The organism is Occultella aeris (assembly GCF_902703175.1).
Taxonomy (GTDB): Bacteria; Actinomycetota; Actinomycetes; order Actinomycetales; family Beutenbergiaceae; genus Occultella; species Occultella aeris.
Genome location: NZ_CACRYJ010000049.1, coordinates 1 through 19432 on the forward strand (window position 1 = coordinate 1; position 19432 = coordinate 19432).

At 72.5% G+C, this 19432-nt stretch carries 16 protein-coding genes and 1 tRNA gene; 12 read left to right on the top strand and 5 right to left on the bottom strand.

The genetic code is table 11. The features are described 5' to 3' along the window. The 3 genes from HALOF300_RS16780 to HALOF300_RS16790 all read right to left on the bottom strand — a co-directional run. A partial coding sequence (locus HALOF300_RS16780) for a 2-oxoglutarate dehydrogenase E1 subunit family protein (RefSeq protein WP_156742072.1) occupies positions 1-234 on the bottom strand: 234 nt, incomplete at its 3' end. 476 nt (positions 235-710) lie between these two features. Then, entirely contained in the window at positions 711-1856 is a 1146-nt protein-coding gene (locus HALOF300_RS16785) for a HAMP domain-containing sensor histidine kinase (RefSeq protein ID WP_156742073.1), read from the bottom strand. Between the two features lie 39 nt (positions 1857-1895). Further along, a complete protein-coding gene (locus tag HALOF300_RS16790; protein ID WP_156742074.1) occupies positions 1896-2621 on the bottom strand; it encodes a response regulator transcription factor in 726 nt (241 codons plus the stop codon). A 112-nt stretch (positions 2622-2733) separates the two neighbouring features. Between HALOF300_RS16790 and HALOF300_RS16795 the strand changes: the two genes are divergently transcribed. From HALOF300_RS16795 to HALOF300_RS16805, 3 genes are all read left to right on the top strand, one after another. Continuing rightward, positions 2734-4053 (top strand): hemolysin family protein, encoded by a 1320-nt coding sequence (locus tag HALOF300_RS16795; RefSeq protein WP_156742075.1) that lies wholly within the window; start codon positions 2734-2736, stop codon positions 4051-4053. Continuing rightward, positions 4050-5159, top strand: coding sequence for a hemolysin family protein (locus tag HALOF300_RS16800; RefSeq protein WP_156742076.1), 1110 nt, complete (start codon positions 4050-4052; stop codon positions 5157-5159). The genes HALOF300_RS16795 and HALOF300_RS16800 overlap by 4 nt, the downstream gene beginning before the upstream one ends. A 236-nt stretch (positions 5160-5395) precedes the next feature. Beyond that, positions 5396-6802: a M23 family metallopeptidase gene (locus tag HALOF300_RS16805; protein ID WP_156742077.1), complete on the top strand. Its 1407-nt coding sequence runs from the start codon at positions 5396-5398 to the stop codon at positions 6800-6802. Positions 6803-6957: 155 nt separating this feature from the next. On the opposite strand, the gene HALOF300_RS16810 is transcribed toward HALOF300_RS16805, so the two are convergent. Further along, positions 6958-7872, bottom strand: coding sequence for an aldose 1-epimerase family protein (locus tag HALOF300_RS16810; RefSeq protein ID WP_156742078.1), 915 nt, complete (start codon positions 7870-7872; stop codon positions 6958-6960). A gap of 73 nt (positions 7873-7945) precedes the next feature. Further along, positions 7946-8018: transfer RNA gene (locus HALOF300_RS16815), tRNA-Arg, on the bottom strand. A gap of 294 nt (positions 8019-8312) precedes the next feature. On the opposite strand from HALOF300_RS16815, the gene HALOF300_RS16820 reads away from it, so the two are divergent. The 9 genes from HALOF300_RS16820 to prmC all read left to right on the top strand — a co-directional run bounded on the left by HALOF300_RS16820 (position 8313) and on the right by prmC (position 19402). After that, positions 8313-9293 carry a hypothetical protein gene (locus HALOF300_RS16820; protein WP_156742079.1) on the top strand — a complete coding sequence of 327 codons (981 nt, stop codon included), beginning with the start codon at positions 8313-8315 and terminating at the stop codon, positions 9291-9293. Positions 9294-9366: 73 nt separating this feature from the next. After that, positions 9367-10218: a DALR anticodon-binding domain-containing protein gene (locus HALOF300_RS16825; RefSeq protein ID WP_156742080.1), complete on the top strand. Its 852-nt coding sequence runs from the start codon at positions 9367-9369 to the stop codon at positions 10216-10218. Further along, complete coding sequence (gene lysA / locus HALOF300_RS16830; protein WP_231955487.1) at positions 10215-11558, top strand: diaminopimelate decarboxylase; 1344 nt, start codon at positions 10215-10217, stop codon at positions 11556-11558. Before HALOF300_RS16825 ends, lysA begins: the two co-directional genes overlap by 4 nt. A gap of 108 nt (positions 11559-11666) precedes the next feature. Continuing rightward, a complete protein-coding gene (locus HALOF300_RS16835; protein ID WP_156742081.1) occupies positions 11667-12971 on the top strand; it encodes a homoserine dehydrogenase in 1305 nt (434 codons plus the stop codon). Next, complete coding sequence (gene thrC / locus HALOF300_RS16840; protein ID WP_156742082.1) at positions 12971-14032, top strand: threonine synthase; 1062 nt, start codon at positions 12971-12973, stop codon at positions 14030-14032. The genes HALOF300_RS16835 and thrC overlap by 1 nt, the downstream gene beginning before the upstream one ends. A 4-nt stretch (positions 14033-14036) precedes the next feature. Continuing rightward, positions 14037-14927, top strand: a complete 891-nt coding sequence (gene thrB / locus HALOF300_RS16845; protein ID WP_156742083.1) for a homoserine kinase — start codon at positions 14037-14039, stop codon at positions 14925-14927. 247 nt (positions 14928-15174) lie between these two features. Further along, complete coding sequence (gene rho / locus HALOF300_RS16850; protein WP_231955521.1) at positions 15175-17346, top strand: transcription termination factor Rho; 2172 nt, start codon at positions 15175-15177, stop codon at positions 17344-17346. 54 nt (positions 17347-17400) lie between these two features. Beyond that, positions 17401-18483 carry a peptide chain release factor 1 gene (gene prfA / locus HALOF300_RS16855; protein WP_156742085.1) on the top strand — a complete coding sequence of 361 codons (1083 nt, stop codon included), beginning with the start codon at positions 17401-17403 and terminating at the stop codon, positions 18481-18483. After that, a complete protein-coding gene (gene prmC, locus HALOF300_RS16860; RefSeq protein ID WP_408636869.1) occupies positions 18476-19402 on the top strand; it encodes a peptide chain release factor N(5)-glutamine methyltransferase in 927 nt (308 codons plus the stop codon). Before prfA ends, prmC begins: the two co-directional genes overlap by 8 nt. Positions 19403-19432: the final 30 nt, after the last annotated feature.

Sequence of the window (19432 nt, forward strand, 5' to 3'; positions counted from 1 at the left end):
GGCCGCCTTCGTGGCGGCGGCCGGGGCCGGCTTGGCGGTGGGGGCGCCGTTGCTGGCCGCGGTGCCGTTGGCGGCGAGGTCGGCAGGGCGATAGTTCTCGAAGAACTCCCACCAGGTGGGGTCGACTTGCGACTTGTCCTCCCGATACTGGGCGTACAGCTCGTCGATGAGCCATTCGTTGCCGCCGAAGTTCGTGGGAACCGAGACAGGGTCGTGGGGTGCCTGCTGGGACACTCGAGGATCGCCCTCTTCCGAAAGGTAGCTGGGGTGCGGGTTCGTCCCCTCAAGCCTAGGTGACGAACAACACGGAAACCTCACCGGAGCACGCCTGCCACGCCAAAATGTGATGCGGCGGACCCGAGCCGACTGCGGTCGTTCAAACGCTGGTCAACGTTTCGTCTCCTCCGCCGCCGCGGTTGCTGTGTACTGCCTGTGGGCGGCTGCCTGGTACCCGCTGAGCCAGCAGGTCCGCGACCACGTGCCGCTTCCGCTGACGCGAGGTGCGGGTCGGGCGTGGATGGATCGACGTTTCGGGTCAGTGGAGCGGCGGGACGTGACCTGGCTGGGTGTTCCGCTGACGCGAGGTGCGGGTCGGGCGTGGATGGATCGACGTTTCGGGTCAGTGGAGCGGCGGGACGTGACTTGGCTGGGTGTTCCCCTGACGCGAGGTGCGGGTCGGAAGCGTCACCGCGTGGTTCGGCGATCCGCGCTCAGGTGCCCGGCGCGGTGGGGTGGGCACGGCCCTCGGCTGGGCCACGGGCCGGCAGCGTCACCCGCAGCATGGCGCCGGTACCGCCGGGCGGATCGGCCACCGCGATCATGCCGCCGTGCAGGCTCACCGCCCAGCGGGCGATGGCGAGCCCCAGCCCGGTGCCGCCGGTGGACAGCCCGCCCCGCTGCGCCGGCGCGTTGCCGCGCTCGAACCGCTCGAAGACCTTCTCCCGGTCCGAGACCGGGATCCCCTGACCCTCGTCGAGCACCTCGATCACGACCTCGTCGGTCGTGGCCGAGTACCGGCCGCGCAGCGAGACGGTGCCACCGCGGGGGGAGTGCCGGGACGCGTTGCCGAGCAGGTTGGAGATGACCTGCCGCAGACGTTCCTCGTCCGCCGTCAGGTGCAGGTCGGGCGGCAGCGTCGACACCTCCCAGCGCAGGTCCCGATCGAAGCCGGCGGCCGCGTGCCGCGCCTGGGTGGCGACGTCGTCGAGGAACTCCTGGACCTCGAACTCGGTGAGCGCCAGGCTGGCCGCCCCGGCCTCCAGCCGGGACAGGTCCAGCAGGTAGGTGATCAGCCGGGAGAGCCGCTCGATCTGGGTGAGCGCCCCCTCGAGGGCGTCCGGGTCCGGTTCCACCACGCCGTCGGCCATGTTCTCCAGCTGCGCGCGCAGTGCTGCCACCGGGGTGCGCAGCTCGTGCGAGACGTTGGCCACCATCTCCCGGCGCTGGGCGTCGAGGGTGTCCAGGTCCTGGGCCATCGAGTTGAACGCGGCCGCCAGTTCGCCGACCTCGTCCTGGCTGTTCGTGTGGACCCGGGTGGAGTAGTCGCCGCGCGCCATCGAACGGGCCGCGGCGGTCATCTCCCGCAGCGGCCGGGTCATCCCGCGGGCGAGGATCTGGGTGAGGATCAGCGAGGCCCCGAGCGCGAACGGGAACGTGTTCAGCACCCCGAAGCCGAACCTGATCCCGGCCCAGGTGACAAGCGTGTACATGGCCACCGTTGCCGCGATGATCACGATCAGCTTCATCTTGATCGAGCGCATCGGGTCCAGCGGGCGCAGGTCGCCCACCAGGGACAGGGTCCGTCGCCACCAGCTCAGCTCGGTGGAGCGGGCGTGCCGGACGTGCGGGCTGCTCATGGATGCTGCTTCATCGCGGCGCAGGGATCGGTTGCGTGGTCAGCCGGCCGAGGGTTCGAGGGCGTACCCGACCCCGTGGACGGTTCGGATCAGGTCCGAGCCGAGCTTGCGCCGGAGGGCCTTCACGTGCGAGTCCACGGTGCGGGTGCCGGACGCGTCGGCCCAGTCCCAGACCTCCGCGAGCAGGCGCTCGCGGGAGAGCACCGTCCGCGGGCTCTGCGCCAGGCAGACCAACAGGTCGAACTCCGTGGGGGTCAGGTGCGCCTCCTCGCCGGACCGGTTCACCCGGCGTGCGGCCCGGTCGATGATCAGGTTGCCGAGCACCATCGGCGGCTCGCCGGGCGCCGTCGCCGGCGCCTGCCGGGACCGCTCCACCCGGCGCAGCAGCACCTTCAGGCGGGCCAGCAGCTCGCGCATCGAGAACGGCTTCGTCATGTAGTCGTCCGCACCCACGCCCAGCCCGACGAGCATGTCGGTCTCGTCGTCACGGGCGGTCAGCATCAGGATCGGTGTGGGCGGTCGTCCGTTGGTGGCCTGCTCGGCCTGGATCCGGCGGCACACCTCGAGGCCGTCGATCCCGGGCAGCATCACATCGAGCACGATCAGGTCCGGACGCACCGTGGCGGCCGCCTCCACCCCGGACGGGCCGTCACCGGCAATGTGTGGCGTCCAGCCCTCGGCCTGGAGCCGGCGGGCGATCTGGGCGGCGATCTCCGGTTCGTCCTCGACGATGAGCACTGACGTGTTCGGCTGCGCGGTCGACATGAGGAAACTCTGGCACACGTGAGCCTCGGGGTCCGGGAGGTGGGCGCTACTCTGGCCCCACTATGTCTGGCCATCCCGCCGCCACCCGTCGAAGGGCCCTCGGTCTCATCCGATGATCGTCGACTGGTTGCTGGTGCTGCTCGGGGTGGTGCTGACCGCAGGGACCGCGCTGTTCGTGTCCGCGGAGTTCGCGCTCGTCGCGCTCGACCCGGCGGCAGTCGACCGGCGCAGCGCCGCAGGGGACAAGCGCGCCGGGCTGCTCGCACGGGCGCTACGACACCTGTCCACAGAACTCTCCGGGGCGCAGGTCGGGATCACCGTGACCACGGTGCTGCTCGGCTACACGATGCAGGCAGCCGTCGCGAACCTGGTCGCGGTGCCGCTCGGGCGCACGGGCCTGACGACGGCGATCGCGACAGCCGTGGCGGTCGTCGTCAGCCTCGTGGTCGTGAACACGTTCTCGATGATCTTCGGGGAACTGGTCCCGAAGAACTGGGCGATCTCGGACCCGATGAAGGTGGCCAAGACGGTCATCCCGTTCCAGCACGCCTTCACGACCGCGCTGCGCCCGATGATCACGGTGCTGAACGGTTCGGCGAACCGGGTGCTGCGCATGTTCGGGGTCGAGCCCCGCGAGGAACTCAGCGGCGGCCGGTCCGCCACGGAGCTGGCCGCGTTGGTGCGGCACTCCGCGAAGGCGGGCACGCTCGAGATGTCCACAGCCACCCTGCTGACCCGGTCGATCGGCCTCGGCCGGCTCACCGCCGTGGACGTGATGACGGACCGGATGCGGATGCACGCGGTGGACCGGGACGCCTGCGCCACGGACCTGCTCGCGCTGGCCCGGTCGACCGGGCACTCCAGGTTCCCGGTCATCGACGCCTCACCGGACGAGGTGGTCGGCATCGTCCAGCTGCGCCGGGCGGTCGCGGTGCCGTACGAACGCCGCGGGGAGGTGCCCGTCGGGGCGTTGATGGATGAGGCGCCGCAGGTCCCGGAGACGATCCGGCTCGGACCGCTCCTGGTGGAACTGCGCGACGGTCTGCAGATGGCGGTGGTCGTCGACGAGTACGGCGGCACGTCCGGGGTGGTCACCCTCGAGGACGTCGTCGAGGAGCTGGTCGGGGAGGTGGCCGACGAGCACGACCGTCGACGGCGCGTGGTGCGGCCCGGACCGGCCCGCACCTGGATCGTGCCGGGCAGCCTGCGACCCGACGAGCTGTACCAGCAGACCGGACTGGTGGTCCCGGACGAGGCCCCCTACGAGACGCTGGGCGGCCTGGTGATGACCGCACTCGGGCGCCTGCCCGCCGTGGGCGACGAGGTCGAGGTGCCCGGCGTGACACTGCGGGTGCAGACCATGGACTCCCGGCGGGTGGACACGATCCAGGTGCGCGCGGCCGAACCCGCTGCCGAGAGCGAGGACCGATGAGTTCCTCGACCGCGCTCATCCTGGCGCTCGTGCTGCTCGGTGCGAACGCGTTCTTCGTGGGTGCCGAGTTCGCGATCATGTCCGCGCGGCGATCCCAGATCGAACCGATCGCGGAGTCCGGCTCCCGGGCCGCGCGCACGGCCCTGTGGGCAATCGAGAACGTGTCGCTCATGCTCGCCTGCGCCCAACTGGGCATCACGATCTGCTCCACCGGGATCGGGGCCGTCGCCGAACCGGCGATCGCGCACCTGGTCGAGGGCCCTCTGATCGCCATTGGCCTGCCCGCCGAGGCCAGCCACGTGGTCGGCTTCGTGGTCGCGCTCGCGATCGTGGTCTACCTGCACGTGGTCCTGGGCGAGATGGTGCCGAAGAACCTGGCCGTGTCCGCGCCGGAGCGCGCGGTGCTGTGGTTCGCCCCGCCGCTGGTGTGGATCTCCCGGGTGCTCTCCCCGGTGATCCGGTTCCTGAACTGGCTGGCGAACGCGATCCTGCGACTCGGCGGGGTCGAGCCCAAGGACGAGGTGACCTCGACCTTCACCGCCGAGGAGGTCGCGGCGATCGTGGAGCGGTCCCAGGCCGAGGGGTTGCTCGACGACGAGCTCGGCCTGCTCACCGGCGCCATCGAGTTCTCCGAGGCAACCGCCGGCACCGTGATGGTGGCCGTGGAGAAGCTGGTCACGCTGTCCCTGGGGTGTACGCCGGAGGAGGTGGAGCACGCGGTCGCCAAGACCGGGTACTCCCGTTTCCCGGTCACGCAGGGCGCGGCGATCACCGGCTACCTGCACATCAAGGATGTCCTCTATGCCGACACCGACGCCCTGCGCCGGGCACCGGTGCCGGACTGGCGGGTCCGGCCGATGGCCATGGCCGCCACCGGGGACGAGATCGAGGACGTGCTCGCCGCGATGCAGCGCACCGGGGCTCACCTGGCCGCCATCAGCGCCGCGCCGGAGGCCGGGATCGGCGCCGGTGAGATGCTCGCCCCCGGCGTCGGAACCGACGGCGAGGCAGCGCCGGAGCGGATCGGCGTGGTGTTCCTGGAGGACATCCTCGAGGAACTGGTCGGCGAGGTCCGGGACTCGATGCAGCGGGCCCAACAGCGATGACCGAGACGCGTGCCGACGCGCCGTGGCCCTGATCGGTTTGATCCCGGCAGCTGATCCTGCCTAAGGTGCCCCGGCGCGTGGCGTGGGTTCGCTCACAGGATCTGGACCGATTCAAGTGCCATCCGTTATGGTTTCGTGATCAGGTCCTGGCGGGCCCCCTACCGCCCGCGATCGTGAACCCCCGAAGTGCTGTCCCTCGTTCCACCTGTGTCGAACACCTTTCCCCCGGAGGCCGTGTGAGTTCTCAGCGTGATCTGCCCGCTGACGATCTCGCGACCCCTGAAGTCACGGCCACGTCCCCGACCCGCCGGCAGATCCGCGAGCAGGAGCGCGCCGCCGAGGCCGCCGCCCGCGCTGCCGAGTACGTGGCGTCCCTGGCGCAGGCCGAAGCCGTCGAGCCGGCCGACGAGCCGGCCGAGCCCGAGGCATCGACCGCCGCCGTCACCGAGGTCCAGGACGCCGAGACCGAGGCGGGCGCCGACGAGGCCGGTGTCGTCTCGGACCGCGAGGACACGGACATCGACGACGACCTCGAGACCGACGAGGGCCCCGAGGCCCACGAGGACCCGAACGCCCGCGACGTCGTGAAGGCCACCGATGAGGCCATGGACGTCGAGGTCACCGATGAGGCCACTGACGACGAGGCCACCGACGACCGTGCCACCGGCGACGCAAAGGACGAGCGGGCGGCCGACGGGACGCTCGACGACCAGGTCGCTGCCGCCGTCGCCGATCCTTCGGACGCCGCGACCACCTCGACGCGGTCACGGCTGCGGCCGGGCGGCCTCCGGCCGGCGGGCAAGAGCCGACCGGCCGGCCGGAAGTCGACGACCGAGCAGCCCAGGGTGCACCGTTGGGTACCAAGGCTCGCGGTCCTGGCCGCCCTCGGCATCGCGACGACCGTCGTGCCGCTGACCGGCGCCGCGCTCCCTGACCGACCTTCGGCGGAGGCGACCACCCAGAGCCTCGCCGCGGCCAGCGCGCTGGACATCCTCGCAGGTGGCGCCTACGTCCCCGCCGACGGCACCCAGGCCCTGGCCGCCGACCCCGAGGCCCGCGCCCGCGCCCTGGCCGCGGCCAGCCGGGACAACGGTTCCCGCGACGAGCTCACCTGTGGCACCGCCGGCCTCGAGGCCAACGGCGTGGTTGCCGCCGAGACCACCGTGACCCCGGTGGACCTGGTCATGCCGATCACGGCGGGCTCCTATTCGCTCACCTCGCGCTACGGCTACCGCTCCCACCCGATCTACGGCAGTTACTCCGAGCACACCGGGCTGGACATGGCTGCGGCGGCCGGGACCCCGATCCACTCCATCGCGGACGGCGAGGTCATCTACGCCGGCGGTGGCAAGGACGGCAGGTCCGGGATGCTCGTGATCGTCCAGCACGAGATCGACGGCGAGCCGATCTGGTCCTGGTACGTCCACATGTATCCGAACGGCGTGTTCGTCGATGTCGGCGACGTCGTCACGGCCGGTGAGGTGATCGGCGCGGTCGGTTCCTACGGGAACTCCACCGGCCCGCACCTGCACCTGGAGATCCACCTCGACGAGGCCCTCACCACCGTCGACCCGGAGGCCTGGCTGGCCGAGCACGAGGCGGCACCGCTCACCAGCGACACGCCGCTCTGCTCCGAGGGCTGAGAGGCCCCGCACCGGCCCCATCGCACACCCCTGACGACGCGTTCGACCTACGCGAGGGTGCGATCCTGCGGCGGACGGCGATCTTGCGCCGCACGATGACACGCTCGCCGCGGACCCCACCCCCGCTCCTCAGGTCCTGCGTGGCGCCGTGCCCTTCAGTCGAGCCGCAGGCCCCAGCGCACCGTGTGGTCGGCGCCCGGCTCCAGCCGGATCAGCCGCTCTCCGCTGCGGAACGCGTCCGCGACGCACGTCATGGGCTCGGCGGCAAGGCCGGTGCGACGTGCCTGCGGGGCGGCCACCTCGTCACCGGTGCACATCTGCCAGGTCCGCAGCGACTCGTCCATCCACACCGACGCCAGGCGCCCGTCGGTACCGCGCAGCCGCAGCCAGGACAGGCCCCGGTCGTCGTAGAGCGCACCCACGAACGCGTCGTCGAGCGCCGTCCGGCCCATCCGTCGCGGCTCTCGGAAGTCCAGGTCCTCAGGGATCTCCGCGACGCCCGTGGGCAGCAGCCGCTCGTCCGTCGGGATCCATGCCGTCGCGTCGAGCTGTAACTCGGCGTCGTCGAGGCTGCCAGGTCCGGGGGAGAGCCACGGGTGGAACCCGATCCCGTACGGGGCGGCGGCGGAGCCGATGTTCGCGGTGGTCGCGGTGATGGTGAGGCCGTCCGCGCCGATCGAGTAACGGATCCGGGTGCTGACCTGGAACGGGTAGCCGGGCGTGGCCGCCGGGTCCAGGCGCAGCTCGACGGTGTCCGTCGTGTGCTCGAGCACGGTCCACCGCTGCCAGCAGACCAGCCCGTGCAGGGCGGTGCCCCGTTCCGGCTCGGTCAGCGGGAGCTGCAGCTCCTGGCCGTCCCAGGTGTAGCGGCCGTCCCGGATCCGGTTCGGCCACGGCACCAGCACCGCGCCGTTCGATGCGGGCGGCAACTCGTCGGCACCGTAGGGCACCACCACGTCGCGCTCGCCGACGCGGAAGAGTCGGAGGTTCGCACCGACCTCGGTGATGATCGCGACGGCGTCGCCGGCACGGATCTCGAACTGTTGGCCGGTGGGGGAGGGGGAAGTCACCGACACAGCCTAGCGACGCGGACTGCGCGCACCAGCCGCGCACTCGGAGCCCATGGCCCTTGGGGATGAGCAGTGCCCCCGACTGGATTCGAACCAGCGACCTTCTGCTCCGGAGGCAGACGCTCTATCCACTGAGCTACAGGGGCGTTTCAACGCTGCGTGAGCCTACCAGGATTTGCGAGGCGACCACGCCGCCCGGGACGGGCGGTGGGTACGCCAACCCGGGTGCACCGGCATCGTGGTGCGGGGTAGGGGCAGCGCGGGAGGCGAGGATCACACGGGGCGGGTCCGGCCGGGGTTCACCGCCGGGGTGCAGTTCTTCCCATGGACGCGTGCCTCCTCGGACCCGTTGCGCCCCTACCATGGGCCAGATCAGGGGAAGCCCGGCGACCGCGACCAGCGACGGCGCCGGGATCGACACACCATCAGCGGAGGGCGAGATGAGCCAGAACCCACCCGAGGACCCGTACGGCCGCCCCCAGGGCGAGCCCGGCGCAGCCTCCGACGGTCCGGAGTACGGCTTCGGCCAACCTTCGCCGGACCAGCCCACCCAGGCGTTCGGCCAGGACCCGAGCCAGGCGTACGGCCAGGGCTACGGGCAGGCGTCGATGCCCCCGGGCGGCGGGTACGGCCAGCCCCAGCCGGGTGGCTATGGCCAGTCGTCCATGCCGCAGCCGGGCGGCTACGGGCAGCCCCAGCCGGGTGGCTACGGCCAACCCCAGCCGGGGGGCTACGGCCAGCCGGGCATGCCCGGCCAGGGACCCGGTGGCCCGGGGGGTCCCACCAACAGCAACCGCGGCGTCGTGATCGGGGCCATCATCGGCGGTGTCGTGGTGCTCGGAGCGATCGTGTTCTTCGCGATCCAGCTCTTCGGGGGCGGCGGCGGCGAGGACCCGACCGCGGGCGGCACCACGACCACGCAGGGCCAGACCGACGATCCCACCGTGGACCCGACGGACGAGCCCACCGACGACCCGACGGCCGAACCGAGCGGTGAGCTGTACGACGAACTCACCTCGCGGGTCGAGATCATCACCGGCGGCGACGAGCTCGGCGGCGTGTGGGCCATCGACGACGCCGGCTGGGCCGTCGCCGACGACATCACCCCGGCGCCCGCGTCCGCCACCGAGGCCTACACGGGCACGTTCGTGGGCGATCCCGGCGACGTCACGATGACCGCCGTCGCGTTCGCCACCGAGGCGGAGGCGGACGCGTACGCCGCGGAGCTGTCCGCGACGCTGGGCGAGCAGATCTACGAGTCCTACGTCTGGGAGGAGGACCAGAGCGGCACCCGGCTGGACTTCTCCGACGGCACCACCTTCGACATCGTCTGGTGGTACGACACCGCGGTGGTCTTCCATGTGACCGGACCGGCGCAGGACAACGCGGCGTTCGACTTCTACCTGGGTCTGCCGGTCTGATAGCACGATCCCGATCGGCCGGGCCGATCGGGTGCGGCACCGTCGCACACGCCGCGAGCGTTACGCTCGCGGCGTGTGGCAGGAGGAGGTGGGCGTTGCCCTCGCAGCCGGGCTCATCCGGCTCATGGGACGGCCCGACGGCGTCCGGCGGCTCGGCCTGACGGGTTCCGTGGCCGCGCTGCCCGGCACGGCCACGATGCTCGCGGCCGCGGCCGGCGAGCCGCGGGCCTTCCGGGCCCAGCGCCCGACCGCGCGGGGGCACCGCACCGACTTCACGAGCGCGGCCCCTCGGATCCTGGCCCAGCGCCTCGACCGGGCGGACCTCGCCGAGCCGCTGGCACTCGCACTGGCCGCGGAGGTCCGTGGCGCCGACGGCGTCGCGGACGCGTGGGCACGGGACGGTCACGTGCTGGTGTCGGTCACCTCCGCGGCGCTCGCGGGCGTGGTCGAGGACCTGCTCGACGCCCACCTCGCCCCGGCAGGCCCGGACGCGTCGACCTGCTTCGCGGTGGCTCCCGCCCGCGCCGCGGCGGCCCGTCTCGCGCACGCCCGCGCCCGCAACCTCACCCGGTCCGCGCACGCCCACGGCGTGCGGCCGTGGCCGGCCGGCGACGTCGCTCGCGGGCCGGCGCTCGAGGACCTGGTCGAGGAGTCAGGGGTACGCGAGCTCATCCTCTGCCTCGCCGGCTCCCGGGACGCCGCCGACCGGGTCCGCGAGACGCGCCGACCCGACCCGGTGATCGCGCACCTGGACCGCACCGCGGCCGCTCACCGCGCCTGGTTCGAGACGACCAGGGTGACCCCACGTGGCGCCGGGGCGATAACCTCGGCGCACCGATCCCGACTCTGCCTGAACGACGCTGCCACCCCGGTCCTGGCCGGTGGGCTGGCGATCCTCGGCCTCGACGCTCCGGAGCACCTGTGACGCACCCGACCGACCCCCAGCTGTGGCCCGCGAACGTGACCGTGACCGACGGCGTGCTCAGCCTCGCCGGCATGTCGGTGACCGAACTCGCCGGGACCTACGGGACGCCGTCGTTCCTGCTCGACGTGGCGGACCTGCGAGAGCGGGCCGCCCGATACCGGGACGCGCTCGTCGGGGCGTTCGCCCCGCTCGGTGTGGACGTCGACGTCTACTACGCCAGCAAGGCGTTCCTGAGCACCGCCGTGGCGCGCTGGGTGCACGCCGAGGGGCTGCGCATCGACACCGCGGCACACGGCGAGCTGGCGACCGCGATCGCCGCCGGCATCCCGGGGGCGGACATCGGCCTGCACGGGAACAACAAGTCCGCCGCGGAGATCACCCTCGCGCTCGGCCACGGCGTGGGCCGGATCGTCATCGACTCCCTGCCCGAGATCGAGCTCGTCGGCTCGATCGCCGCCGAGCTCGGGGTCCGGGCGCCGGTCATGGTGCGGGTCACCACCGGCGTGCACGCCGGTGGGCACGAGTTCATCGCCACCGCACACGAGGACCAGAAGTTCGGGCTCTCGCTCGCCAGTGGGGCGGCATTGGAGGCCATGGAGCGGATCCACGCGGACGACCGGCTCGACCTGCTCGGCCTGCACTCCCACATCGGCTCCCAGATCCTGGACCCGGCGGGCTTCGGCGAGGCCGCTCGCGCGCTGCTCGGCCTGCGCGCCGAGTTCGCCGAACGCACCGGCGAGCTGGTGCCCGAGGTGGACCTCGGCGGCGGCTTCGGCATCGCCTATGTCCCCGGCGAGGAGGGCGTGGACGTCGCCGCCCTGGCCGCCGACCTGGCCGGGCTGCTGGCCACCGAGGCGCAGGCACTCGGGACCACGCTGCCCCGGCTGTCCTTCGAGCCGGGCCGGGCGATCGTCGGACCCACCATGATCACGCTGTACACGGTGGGCACCGTCAAGCCGGTGGTCCTCGACGACGGCGGGAGCCGGCTCTACGTGTCCGTCGACGGCGGCATGAGCGACAACATCCGCACCGCGCTCTACGACGCTGACTACCACGCCGAGCTCGTCTCGCGCGCAACGACCGCGCCAACGGTGACTGCGCGGGTCGTCGGCAAGCACTGCGAGAGCGGGGACATCGTGGTCCGGAACGTGGCGCTGCCCGCGGACGTCGACGCCGGCGACCTGCTCGCAGTGCCCGCAACCGGCGCCTACGGACGATCGATGGCGAGCAACTACAACCTGCTCCCGCGGGCCGGCGTGGTCGCCGTCGCCGACGGGCAGGCACGCGAGATCGTGCGGCGGGAGACGATCGAGGACGTGCTCGCTCTCGACATGGGCTGAGGGGTGGTGTCCACTCCTCGACGCCCTGCCCGCAGCCGTGTCGCAGGGTCCTATCCTGAGGCAACCCCCGAGTGAGACAGCGCGTGCGTGAGCACGCCGAAGGAGATCATGAACGACACCCCCGCCCCCCTGCGCGTCGCCGTCCTCGGCTGTGGCGCGGTCGGTACGGAGGTGGTCCGCCGCCTCCTCGAGCACACCACGGACTTCTCGGCACGCACCGGGGCCCACCTCGAACTGACCGGCATCGCGGTCCGTTCGCTGGACGCCGTGCGGGACCCGGTCGTGCCTCGGGGCCTGCTCACCGACGACCCGGCCGCGCTGATCGCCGACGCCGACCTGGTCGTGGAGGTGATGGGCGGCATCGAGCCGGCCCGGACCCTGATCCTCGACGCGCTTCGTGCCGGCGCCGGCGTCATCACCGCGAACAAGGCACTCCTGGCCCGGCACGGGCCGGAGCTGTACGAGGCGGCGGACGCGGCGCACGTGGACCTGTTCTACGAGGCCGCCGTGGCCGGCGCGGTGCCTGTGGTGCGCGGGGTCCGCGAGTCACTGGCAGGGGACCGGATCAACCGGGTCCTCGGCATCGTCAACGGCACCACGAACTACATCCTCGACGAGATGACCACGAACGAGCTGGACTTCGCGGCGGCCCTTCGGCAGGCCCAGGACCTCGGCTACGCCGAGTCGGACCCGACCGCCGACGTCGAAGGACTCGACGCTGCCGCGAAGGCCGCCATCCTGGCGGCGCTGGCCTTCCACAGCCGGATCGCTTTCAGCGACGTCAGCGCCGAGGGCATCACCGCGATCACCTCGGAGGACATCGCCTCCGCGGCGCAGACCGGGCACGTCATCAAGCTCCTCGCCGTCGCCGAGCATCGACACGAGGCGGACGGCCGCGGGGGAGTGGCCGTCCGGGTTTACCCGGCGCTGGTGCCGGTCGAGCACCCGCTCGGCAACGTGCGCGGACCGTTCAACGCGGTGCTGGTCGAGGCCGAGGCGGCCGGGACCCTGATGTTCTACGGCGCCGGCGCGGGTGGCGTGGCCACCTCGAGCGCCGTACTCGGTGACCTCGTCGCCGCCGCGCGCAACCGCGTCAGTGGCGGCAAGGCGCCCTCGGAGTCCCGGTACGCCGAACTGACGCCGCTGGGGGCCGATCAGATCCACTCCCGATTCCAGATCCGGATGGCGATCGCGGACCGGCCGGGCGTGCTCGCCGAGGTCGCGGCCGCCGTCGCCGAGCACGGCGTCTCCTTCGAGACGGTACGTCAGCAGGGCCTGCCCGGTGGGCCTGCCGAACTGGTCATCGGCACGCACGAGGCGAGCGAGTCGGCGCTCGCGGCGACCCTCGCAGCATTGGATACGCTCGATGTCGTCCTGCGGATCAGTTCGGTCCTGCGCGTGGAAGGAATCTGATGGCCAAGCCCTGGCGCGGCGTGATCGCCGAGTACGCCGACCGTCTACCGATCGAGGACGGTGACCCGGTGGTCACCCTCGGCGAGGGCGGCACCCCGCTGGTGCACTCGCCGTCGCTGTCCGCCGCCACCGGCGCGCAGGTGCACCTGAAGGTGGAGGGGGCCAACCCGACCGGGTCCTTCAAGGACCGGGGCATGACGATGGCGATGAGCAAGGTCGCCGGGACCGGCACGCAGATCGTCGTGTGCGCTTCCACCGGGAACACCTCCGCCTCCGCCGCCGCGTACGCGGTCCGTGCGGGCCTCGGCTGCGCCGTGGTACTGCCGCAGGGCAAGATCGCCGCCGGGAAGCTCGCCCAGGCGATCGTGCACGGGGCCACCCTGCTCGCCGTGGACGGCAACTTCGACGATTGCCTGCGGATCGTGCGCTCGCTCGCCGAGAACTACCCGGTCGCCCTCGTGAACTCGGTCAACCCCTACCGTCTGCAGGGGCAGAAGACGGCCGCGTTCGAGGTCGTCGACGCGCTCGGCGACGCCCCGCAGATCCACGTGCTGCCGGTCGGCAACGCCGGCAACATCTCCGCCTACTGGATGGGCTACCGCGAGTACGCCGCGGACGGCCTGGCATCCCGGACCCCGATGATGTGGGGCGTCCAGGCGGAGGGCGCCGCGCCGTTCGTCAAGGGTGAGCCGATCGAGCACCCCGAGACGGTCGCGACCGCGATCCGGATCGGGAACCCGGCCTCCTGGGACCTGGCCGTGGCCGCCCGGGACGACTCCGGCGGGCGCATCGACGCCGTCACCGATGCGCAGATCCTGGACGCGCAGGCCCTCATCGCACGCGAGGTCGGCGTATTCGTGGAACCGGCGTCCGCGGCCAGTGTGGCGGGCCTGCTCGTGCGCGCCCAGGCCGGCGACGTCCCCGGTGGCGCGCAGGTGGTCTGCACGGTCACCGGGAACGGTCTCAAGGACACCGCGACCGCCCTCGGGGACACCGTCATCGAGCCGCGGGTGATCGGTGTGGACGTCGACGCCGCCGCCCGGGCCCTCGGTCTGAACTGACGCCATGCGCCTGCTGTACGACCAGGCCTCGGTGCGCGTTCCCGCGACCAGTGCCAACCTCGGACCCGGTTTCGACGCGTTCGGTCTCGCCCACCGGATCCACGACGTCGTGCACGTGCGCGCCACGACCGGTGCGACCGCGGTCGAGGTCACCGGCGAGGGCGCCGGTGAGGTGCCCGACGGCGAGACGCACCTTGTGGTGCGCGCGTTGCGGGCCGGCCTGGAGTACGCAGGCGCGCCGCAGGCAGGCCTGCACCTGAGGTGCGTGAACGCGATCCCGCACGGCCGCGGGATGGGTTCCAGCGCCGGCGCCGTGGTCGCCGGACTGGTCGCCGCCCGCGCGCTGATCGGTGACCCGGACGCGCTTGCGGACGGCGCCGTCCTGGAACTGGCCACCGAGTTCGAGGGCCACCCGGACAACGCGGCGCCGGCGCTGCTCGGCGGCGCGACCATCGCGTGGATGGGACCGGAGGCGCGGGCCGCCCGGATCGAGGTGCACCCGGAGATCGCCGCTACCGTGCTCATCCCCACCGAACGGCTGGCCACCCACCGTGCCAGGGCCGCGCTCCCGCGTACGGTCGCCCATGCCGATGCCGCGTTCAACGCCGGCCGGGCCGGGCTCCTGACCCTGGCGCTGACGTCCAGGCCGGACCTGATCATGGCGGCCACCGAGGACCGGCTGCACCAGGACCACCGGGCCGACGCGATGATGGCCAGCGTCGCGCTCGTGCACCGGCTGCGCGAGCGCGGGTTGCCGGCGGTGATCTCAGGTGCGGGTCCGAGCGTCCTCGTGCTGGCCGATGTCGGTCCCGAGCTGGAGGCGGAACTGGCCGGCCGGTGGCGGGTGCTGCACCCCCGGATCGACCGCGACGGAGCCCAGATCCTGGCTCGGTGAGTCCGGCCGCGGACCCGCGCCGGACGTGGCGGAAATTCGTGAGCCCCAAGCAGCCGCGGTGGTAGGCTGGCGGCGCATCGACGGGCCTGATGCGTACCCGCACGGCCCACGTGATGACACCGCCCCGAAACCTCGCTCCCGAGCACCTGCCCGGTCGCGTCGGCGCGTGGCGGAAACCACCCGGGTCCGAGACCCGGAGTCAGTACTCGCCGGGCACGGCCCGGCACATCTAGGGGGAAGGAACCCCGTGACCGAAACGATCAACACCTCGACCGGCTCCGGTCGAGGCGGTGCGTTGTCCTCACTGCGACTGCCCGAACTCCAAGCGCTCGCTGCCGAGCTGGGGCTCAGGGGCACCGCGAAGATGCGCAAGAGTGACCTCGTCACCGCGATCCGCGCGGCCCGCTCCGGCGGCGACGCCGGCGCTGCGACTGCGACTGCGACTGCGACTGCGACGGACGGTGCGCCGACGCGCCGTCCGGCGCGCAGCCGCTCGACCGAGTCGATGGCACCGAGCGCGCAGGATGCCCAGCCCGCAGCCCGGGCGGCAGAGCCGGCGACCGCCGCGGCGTCGACCGCCCAGCCCACGACCGCCCAGGCACCGACCGCCGAGGCACCGACCGCCGAGCGCTCCCGCGACGGTGCGGGCGCCGGCCGGACGCAGGCACCGCAGCAGCGCCAACGGCGCGTCGCGAGCACTGACGGCAGCGGGGACACCGCGACACCGCAGGCCGATGTCGCGACCGAGGCCCCGCCGTCGGGCAGCACCGCGCAGCAGCGCACCACCACCCGCAGCCGCCGAGCCACCGCACCCCAGCGCGACGCCTCGCGCCCGCAGGAGCGCACCGAGTCCGACGCCGCTCCGGCGCAGGAGTCCCGTGCGCCGCGGTCCCGCCAGCGCGGGCGGGGCACCGACAGCGACCAGCCGCAGCTGGACCTGTCCGCGCTCGTGCCCGAGCGGGGCGAGGACACCTCGAGCCGCAACGGCCAGCCGGAGCAGGGCCGTAGCCAGGCTCAGCGCCGCCCGTCCCTTGACGACATCCAGCTGCCCGAGGGCCGCCGGGTCGACACCGAGCGTGGCGACGGTGAGCGCGACAACGGCGGTTCGGACGACGACGACGAGCGCGGCTCCCGTCGGCGCCGCGGCCGGGACCGCTACCGCGACCGGGATCGTGACCGGGACCGGGAACGCAAGCGCCGTCCGGTCCGGGGCGGCGAGTCCACCGGCGAGGACGAGATCGAGATCAGCGAGGACGACGTGCTGCTGCCCGTCGCCGGGATCCTGGACATCCTCGACAACTACGCGTTCGTGCGGACCAGCGGCTACCTGCCCGGCCCGAACGACGTGTACGTCTCGCTCGGCCAGGTCAAGAAGAACGGCCTGCGTCGCGGCGACGCCGTCACGGGCGCCGTGCGTCAGCCCCGCGAGGGCGAGAACGCCGGCAGCCAGCGCCAGAAGTTCAATGCGCTGGTCCGCCTGGACACGGTCAACGGCGCGCCGGCCGAGGAGGCCCTCGAGCGGCCCGAGTTCAGCAAGCTCACCCCGCTGTACCCGCAGGAGCGGCTACGCCTGGAGACCCGGCCGAACCTCATCACGGCCCGGATCATCGACCTGGTCGCCCCGATCGGGAAGGGCCAGCGTGGCTTGATCGTCGCGCCCCCGAAGGCCGGCAAGACGATCATCATGCAGCAGATCGCGAACGCCATCACGGCCAACAACCCCGAGGTGCACCTCATGGTGGTGCTCGTGGACGAGCGGCCCGAAGAGGTCACGGACATGGAGCGCACGGTCAAGGGCGAGGTGGTCTCCTCCACGTTCGACCGGCCGGCCACCGACCACACGATCGTCGCGGAGCTCGCGATCGAGCGGGCCAAGCGGCTGGTCGAGCTCGGCCAGGACGTCGTGGTGCTGCTGGACTCGTTGACCCGGCTCTCCCGCGCCTACAACCTGGCGGCCCCGGCATCCGGCCGGATCCTCTCCGGCGGCGTCGACGCGTCCGCGCTGTACCCGCCGAAGCGGTTCTTCGGGGCCGCGCGCAACATCGAGCACGGCGGCTCGCTGACGATCCTCGCCTCAGCTCTGGTGGAGACCGGCTCGAAGATGGACGAGGTGATCTTCGAGGAGTTCAAGGGCACCGGGAACATGGAGCTCCGGTTGTCCCGCCAGCTCGCGGACAAGCGGATCTTCCCGGCTGTCGACGTCAACGCGTCCGGCACCCGTCGTGAGGAGATCCTGGTCTCCTCCGAGGAGCTGAAGATCATCTGGAAGCTCCGCCGGGTCATGGGCGGCCTCGACCAGCAGCAGGCGATCGAGCTGCTGCAGTCGAAGTTGCGAGACTCCGGCTCGAACGCGGAGTTCCTGCTGACCGTGCAGAAGACCACGCCGGGTCACCCGTCGGCATCCTCCGAGCTCAGTTAGCGACCCGGGCGGCAGGCGCATACGCCAGGGGAGTGATCGAGCAGGAGGAAGTGCATGAGCGAGGACTTCGCGGTCGTCGACCCGTTGTTGGCCGAGTATGCCGAGATCGAGTCGGCCCTGGCTGACCCGGCCGTGCATGCGGACCAGGCGCGGGCCCGTTCGCTCGGGCGCCGGTACGCCGAGCTCGGCCGGATCGTCGCGGCCTACCGGGCCTGGCGGGCCGCCGAGGAGGACGCCGGCGCAGCCGCGGAGTTGGCGGTCGAGGATCCGGCGTTCGCCGAGGAGGTGGCCCCGCTGCGGGAGGCCGCCGACGCGGCCGCCGAGAGCCTGCGCCACGTCCTGGTGCCCCGCGACCCGGACGACGGCCGCGACGTGATCCTCGAGGTGAAGGCCGGCGAGGGTGGCGAGGAGTCCGCCCTGTTCGCCGGCGACCTGTTGCGCATGTACCTGCGGTTCGCCGAGCGGCAGGGCTGGTCCACGCAGATCATCGGCGCCACCGAGTCCGACCTGGGCGGGTACAAGGACGTCTCGGTCGCAGTGAAGTCGCGGGCCACCGACCCCGCCGAGGGGGTCTGGGCGCACCTGAAGTACGAGGGTGGCGTGCACCGGGTCCAGCGGGTGCCGGTGACCGAGTCGCAGGGCCGGATCCACACCTCGGCGGCGGGCGTGCTCGTGTTCCCCGAGGTCGAGGACGCCGGGGAGATCGAGATCGACCCGAACGACCTGCGGATCGACGTGTACCGGTCCTCCGGCCCCGGCGGGCAGAGTGTGAACACCACCGACTCGGCCGTGCGGATCACCCACGTGCCCACGCAGATCGTGGTCTCGATGCAGAACGAGAAGTCGCAGCTGCAGAACCGGGAGCAGGCGATGCGGGTGCTGCGCGCCCGGCTGCTCGCCGCTCAGCAGGAGGCCGCCGCGGCCGAGGCCGCCCAGGTGCGCCGCTCCCAGGTGCGCACGGTGGACCGCAGCGAGCGGATCCGCACCTACAACTACCCCGAGAACCGGGTGGCCGATCACCGGACCGGGTACAAGGCGTACAACCTCGACCAGGTCCTCGACGGCGACCTCGGCCCGGTCATCGCGTCCGCGATCGAGCTGGACGAGGCCGAGCGGTTGGCCGCGGCGGGTGCCTGAGGCCGTGCCGGACCTGCCGGGTGCGCGGGACTTGCCGGACCTTCGCGCCCTCGTCGCCGGGGCGACCGCGGTGCTCGCGGAGGCAGGCGTGGCCTCGGCGCGGGTGGATGCCATCGCGCTGGCCGGGCACGCGCTCGGGGTGCCCAACCTGATCCTGGTGATGGCGCCCCCGCTGCCCCCGGACTTCTCCGCGAGGTACGCGGCGCTCGTGGAGCGTCGCCGGCTGCGCGAGCCGCTGCAACACATCACCGGGACCGCCGCGTTCCGGCACCTCGACCTGACGGTGCGGCCCGGAGTGTTCGTGCCGCGGCCCGAGACGGAGACGGTCGCGCAGGTGGCGATCGACGCCGCACAGGCCTTGGCCACGGCGGGCGCGGTCCCGTTGGCTGAGCGCTCATCGGCTGCGGTCGTGGTGGACCTGTGCACCGGCGGCGGCCCGATCGCGCTATCGGTCGCGGACGAGGTCCCGGGTGCCCGGGTCACCGCGGTGGAGCTCTCACCCGAGGGTGTGGCGCTCACCCGCGCCAACGCCGACCGCCTCGGCCTCACCGTGCGGGTCCTGGCCGGCGACGTGCGCGAGGAGAGCCTGCTCGCCGAGCTCGACGGCGCCGTCGACGTGCTCGTCTCGAACCCGCCCTACATCCCGCCGGACGCCGTGCCGATCGATCCCGAGGTCCGCGATCACGACCCGGACCTCGCCCTGTACGGCGGCGGCGCGGACGGGCTCGAGGTGCCCCGCGCCGTCGTGCGGGCCGCGGCGCGGCTGCTGCGCCCCGGTGGGACGTTCGTGATGGAACACGCGCAGGTGCAGGCCGCGGCGGTACGCGCCGACGTCGACGCCACCGGCGTGTTCGCCGACATCCACACCGTGGCGGACCTGACCGGCCGTGACCGGATGGTCGTCGCGACCCGGCGCTGACCGGGCCCTGACTACTCCGTCCGCCAAGCC